Annotated in this window: 6 protein-coding genes; 1 reads left to right on the forward strand and 5 read right to left on the reverse strand. The window is 55.3% G+C overall.

Annotation, left to right across the window (positions count from 1 at the left end):
• Positions 1 to 55: 55 nt before the first annotated feature.
• From H8S59_RS25870 to H8S59_RS25890, 5 genes are all read right to left on the reverse strand, one after another.
• Positions 56 to 997, reverse strand: coding sequence for a hypothetical protein (locus H8S59_RS25870; RefSeq protein WP_187523272.1), 942 nt, complete (start codon positions 995 to 997; stop codon positions 56 to 58).
• Positions 998 to 1362: 365 nt separating this feature from the next.
• Positions 1363 to 2313, reverse strand: coding sequence for a sigma 54-interacting transcriptional regulator (locus H8S59_RS25875; RefSeq protein ID WP_187523273.1), 951 nt, complete (start codon positions 2311 to 2313; stop codon positions 1363 to 1365).
• Positions 2314 to 2406: 93 nt separating this feature from the next.
• Positions 2407 to 2988 carry an alpha/beta hydrolase gene (locus tag H8S59_RS25880; protein WP_087274326.1) on the reverse strand — a complete coding sequence of 194 codons (582 nt, stop codon included), beginning with the start codon at positions 2986 to 2988 and terminating at the stop codon, positions 2407 to 2409.
• Positions 2989 to 3474: 486 nt separating this feature from the next.
• Positions 3475 to 4155, reverse strand: a complete 681-nt coding sequence (locus H8S59_RS25885; protein WP_095092934.1) for a response regulator — start codon at positions 4153 to 4155, stop codon at positions 3475 to 3477.
• Between the two features lie 24 nt (positions 4156 to 4179).
• Positions 4180 to 4890 carry a Crp/Fnr family transcriptional regulator gene (locus H8S59_RS25890; RefSeq protein WP_187523274.1) on the reverse strand — a complete coding sequence of 237 codons (711 nt, stop codon included), beginning with the start codon at positions 4888 to 4890 and terminating at the stop codon, positions 4180 to 4182.
• Positions 4891 to 4973: 83 nt separating this feature from the next.
• Here H8S59_RS25890 and H8S59_RS25895 point away from each other — a divergent pair, with 83 nt between their 5' ends.
• Positions 4974 to 5498, forward strand: a complete 525-nt coding sequence (locus H8S59_RS25895) for an Mpo1 family 2-hydroxy fatty acid dioxygenase (RefSeq protein ID WP_095092936.1) — start codon at positions 4974 to 4976, stop codon at positions 5496 to 5498.
• The last annotated feature ends 33 nt before the right edge of the window (positions 5499 to 5531 follow it).

Here is a 5531-nt window from a genome sequence, read left to right on the forward strand (position 1 = left end):
TTTTTAAAAAAACCCAAACATATGGGGGCCCCCCGCACTGGGGGCGCACCAAAACTTAGTACAGTTCCAAGCGACCATCGACCCGGTCTGGAGATACAATTTTAATCCTCAGCGGATGAGAATTACCGAACATATCGATTGCCGTTATCGTGGCAAGACTGACTTTTTCAGGGACTAGATTACGCTGTCGAAAAGAGATAATGGCGGGTTGGCCTTTTCGGGCGGTAATCCCGGTAACCACACGTGGGGCTACGGTGCCCTTAAGGTCGGGAAAAACGATAGTCAAACTACCTGGCTGTGTATAACCGGACACCATTCCAACCCGAACCTTGTCACCACCGGCCCAGTGCGCAACCCCAACAGGCTTTACCTCGATCTGCCGAAATTCAATATTTAGCCCATTATCAACGAGCTCTATAGGGATGTAGTCCAGCGCACCCACGCCCAGTTTCATTGTGTGAATGATATCAAACCTGTAATGACTTGGCTGGTAGGTTGGCAAGCTGACGGGCGTGACCACTAGTTTTCCATCTGTTTTATTCACAGAGGTGAAGACCGTACCGTCGTCACGTGTGATTCGTACACCTATAGTCATCGGAATCTGACTGATTGAGCGAACGTAGAAGTGGATATATGCCGTATCGGAGCTCATTGGCATCGGCACGTCGCTCGACAGAGCCAACGTCTGAGCCCTGGCGGTAGGGAAGTATTCATACTGCCCAATATTTGCGATAGACCAGTCCCATTCCCCGTCCTTGGGATCCAGCGGTCTGTCGGTTTCAAGGCTCCTGTACTTAAGCTCGCCTCCGCCATGAGTATTTATTAGTGTGAGAGACAATCGTTCATTCTCGGTCAACTTAACCGGACGGCTATTGATATCGATAACTTTGATAGCAACGCGCACTTTTAGGGATTGGCGGCCATTTCGATATAAACGATTGTTGCCCGTTGCGCTTTCAACGGTGAATGTTTCAATATCATTCCATGTAACAGTCATAACAACTCCCTGAGCCCAACAGTGGACTTTTTAAAAGATTAAAATCAGATAGCAACAGACGTAAAGCCTAATAAGAAAATGACATCTCGCACTTAAGAGGGTCGTTAAGCGCCTGTTGAACATCAGACTGGTTTAAATAAATTCAAGTGTCTACCGCACGCAATCAAAAGTAATAAACAACACTAAAAATTGGCCCTCCAAACCAACTTCAATGGTAAATCACTGCAACCGAGAACTGAAAAAGAGTTACAAGCGGTAGGATTTTTCCATTAGCAGTGAAGGACTCCCCGCGCATCTTTCTCCCCACGAAAAAAACGCCGCACCCTTTGTGAAGGATGCGGCGCTGAAAAACCGAGGGCTGCGAGTTAGCGGGTGACGTTCTGCAGCCTGGAATTGACCGTTTCGAGCAGCCGCTGCACTGCAAAGAGTTGCTCAACCTTTGTATCAACAAGAAGTTTTCCTACAAGCTGCTCCACTTGCACAAGCGGGTCGAGAGTGGCAGGCAAGTTCAAGTGTTCGGGCAAGATCTCGTCACCACTGCTGACCAGCAGCGCAAAGTGGATGACGTTTTCCAGTTCACGGGTATTGCCCGACCAGTTATGGGCTTCCAGAACCTGCTGCGCTGCGTCGCTGATCAGTGGCACGGCGAGGTTAAGGCGCTGGCTGTAAATGCCGAGGAAGTACTCGGCCAGCGGCAGGATGTTACCCGGCTGTTCGCGCAGTGGCGGCAGCTCCAGTCGTCCTTCACTGAGGTAATGAAACAGTCGCTCATGGAACTTGCCCGCCGCCACGGCCTGAGCCAGATCGATGCTGGTAGCAGCGACTAAGCGCACGTCCACCGGGCTTGGCTGATGCGCACCCACGCGGGTGACTTCATGGGTCTCCAGCGCCGCTAGCAACTTGGTCTGAATCGGTAAAGGCAGGTCGCCTATTTCATCCAGATAAAGGGTGCCGCCATTGGCTGAGCCGAACCAACCGGCGCGGCTGCTGGCCGAGCCGCTGTGAGCGCCCGCGGCATAACCAAACAGTTCGGCGTCGGCATAGGTCGGGCTGATCGCGCCGCAATTGACCGACACGAACAAGCCTGTGCGGTCGCTGCCACGATGAATGTGCCGCGCCAGTAATTCTTTACCGGTACCGGACTCGCCCCGGATCAATACCGGCAGCGCCCGAGGTGCCAGTTGCTCCATTTCTTCACGTAACTGGCGGGAACGCGGATCGATGAATACCAACGCCTTGGCACGGATGCTTAGCGGACTTTTTTCTGCATCGGGGAAGGTCAACAAAGGCTGACCGAAGGGTTCATTCAGGCTCATGGCAAACTCCCGCCCGAGCCTTGCGACGGCTCAAACGTTAAAAAATCAAGTGGATCGGTGAGGCAAGCGCGATATGTCTCGCGCTGCATAAGTTCATGCGCGACGCCGTGCGTGTTGTTCCATTCGGCTCTGCAGGCGGTACAGGTAAGCGAATCCTTGTTCCCAGCGGCGGTGACCTGATTTGACGTTGATATGTCCCGCCTCGCTGAGAATGCCGGTTTCAGCCCCCCAGTCGCGGGCCATTTCCAGGGCACGTTGAGTACTGACCGCCGCGTCGTTATCCGAGGTGACGATCTGCGTAGGAAACGGCAGCAGATCCTTGGGGATGGGCGCGAAGTTGCGCAACGCAGGCGAGCAGTTAGGTCGCTCGACATCAGCGGGCGCGACCAGCAAAGCCCCCTGCACCTGACGCAGCGACTCCAGCGGAGCCAGCCGCGCCCAATGCGCAACAGTGATGCACCCCAGGCTGTGCGCAATCAGAATCACGGGGGTACTGTCCGCCGCGATACTGCGCTGTAGTTCGCCGACCCAGTCTTCGCGACGCGGCTTGAGCCAATCGGCTTGTTCGACGCGAGCACTGTTCGGCAGGCTATTCTGCCAGTGGGTTTGCCAATGCTCATCGCCTGACCCTTGCCAGCCTGGCACGATCAAATAGCGGATCGACTCGTTATGCATGGGGTCAGCCTCCTGCATGGGTGCGTTCATTGAGCGCAGTATAAGGAGGTGACATATATTCGTTAAGGAATAAGAAGCTATCAAACAATAGCTAAAACGAATATGCAGGGCAAAAAAAAGGGATTGTCCCCTGCCTAAGGAACAACCCCGATAAAAACTGCTCTATGCGTGCCCGCCATCAGTGGGCACCGTTGAAGGTACTCAAGATTTGTTACAGATAGACGACTTTGTCTCTATCTGGACGAGCTGCTCCGCGACACTGCGCTGTCTCGCATCAAACCGCAGATCTGTAGGAGCAACCGGGGTGGCGCTCCACCGAGCAACGCGAGGTCGCGATGGCGGTGTGTGGGAGATTCCATGAGCTGACGTGGGACCGGCTTTAGCCGGGAAGACGTAGTGAATGTGCAGGCCTCTTCCCGGCTAAAGCCGGTCCCACGACAGAGCGCCGATATCGGGAACACATCAAAACCTATGGGGGCGTTGCCTTCACCGCAAATCAAACGCCTCATCGTCCAGCAACGCCAGTTGATAGCCGTCGTCACCCACGGCGTGAATCAGCTTGGGCAGATAGCGCTCGTCGATTTTGGAGCGCAGGCGCTGGAGGGCGACGCTGACAGGACGAGGGTCGTCATCAAAAATCTCTGCCGCGATTTGCTTGCGGGAGAGAACTTCGCCCTGACGGCTCGCAAGCAGCTGCAACAAGGCAAACTCCCTCTCTCCCATTGAAATCCGCTGTCCACCACGGCTGACACGTTGCAATGTCATGTCGATTTCCAGATCAGCAATGCTGATGCTGGCCGCGTCGCCTGTCGGGCCACGACGCAGCAGCTTGTGCACGCGGGCCAGCAGCTCTTCGTAACTGAAGGGCTTGAGCAGGTAATCATCGACGCCCAGCTCCAGACCGCGCAGACGGTCTTCGATGGCATCCGGAGCGGTCAGGAACAGCACGGGCGTTTCGCCGCGCTGACGGATCAGTTGCAATAATTGCCAGCCATTGAGGCCGGGCAGCATGACGTCGAGGATGATCAGATCGTAGTGTTGCTCTTCGACAAAATGGCGCCCGTCCAGGCCATTGAGCGCGACGTCCAGGGTAAAGCCCGAGTCGGCGAAGCCTTCGGCCAGTTCGTTCGCCGTGCTGGCATCGTATTCAACTAACAGCAGCCGCATGGCTCACCTCGATTGTTCAGGCCCTCAGCATAACGATTTGGCGCGCAGGGCGTTGGCCGCTTTACGTAATTTGACCACATCGAAGATTTCCACTTGCTCGTCAATCAGACGCAGGATCTTGCGTTGATGCATGTCTTGCAGCACGTCATATAGCTCGTGCGGCGATACGTCCAAGGTGCCTTGCGCGTCAATTCCGGCAAAGTTTATCAAACGCCGTGCGTGGCTGAGGGGTCCGTAACCTTCAGCCAGCATTAACAAACGCCAGGCCACGCGGGCCTTGGCGGGTAGCAATTTGATGCGCTCCGGCCGCAGCAGCGTGATGCCCATCTTCTGGCTGAGCAGATCAGCGAAGGGACGCCAGTGAGCAGGGTTTTTCTCCAGCAGTTCATTGAGCACCGGTTGTGACACGTGAAGGAAGATGCTCTGCTCCATGGAGTAAACATCGAACCGGCGAGGCATGCCGTCGAACAACGAGACTTCGCCGAACCAATACGGCGTGCGGATGCGCTCAAGACGCGGAACCAGACGTTGATCGGCGGCACCGCCAAAACGCACAGAACCCTCTACCAGCGCATACAGCCCACAAGGTTCGTCACCCTTTTCGAACAGGAATTTACCCGGCGTCTTACGCGTCTGGCGAGCAGCGTCCAACAAGCTATCCTGCAAGGCGGCCGGTAGATGACTGAACCAAGGGTCGTTCATCAGACGCGAGCGCCATCCAGCTCCATTTGTCATGTATTGCTCCCTGTTACTGCTGATCACATCGCGTTAAAGACGAAACCGTAGCAGAATCGTTTATCGCTCAAAGAGGAATAATAATGAAAACCCTCACCGACCACCTCAGTCAATACGCGGCTTACCACCGCGACTCGCGGAATATCGCGACACACTTTGTAGGAATTCCACTGATCGTTGTTGCCGTCACGGTGCTGCTGTCTCGCCCTGGCTGGATGCTGGGCGGCTTTTGGCTCTCCCCGGCAGCCGTCGTCGCGGCAGCCTCGGTGATCTTCTACTTACGCCTTGATCGGCAGTTCGGCGTGTTGATGGGCGTACTGCTGGGCCTTTGCCTGTGGGCAGGCGCACTCCTCGCTCAGCAAACGACCATGGTCTGGCTCAGCGCTGGTGTGGGGTTGTTTGTGGTGGGCTGGGTCATTCAGTTCGTCGGCCACTATTACGAAGGCCGCAAACCGGCGTTCATTGATGACATCAGCGGGTTGATTATCGGGCCGTTGTTTGTCGTGGCGGAGCTGGCGTTTCTGGCAGGCATTCGCAAGCCGTTGCAGCATGCGATCGAAGAAAGATCAGGGCCCGTGCGCAAGCGGGATTTGAAGCAAGTGGTGTGAAGGCCTAACAAAACATCTGCATACGACCGACGT

The sequence above is a fragment of the Pseudomonas folii genome, from assembly GCF_014357575.1.
In the GTDB taxonomy this organism is placed as follows: domain Bacteria; phylum Pseudomonadota; class Gammaproteobacteria; order Pseudomonadales; family Pseudomonadaceae; genus Aquipseudomonas; species Aquipseudomonas folii.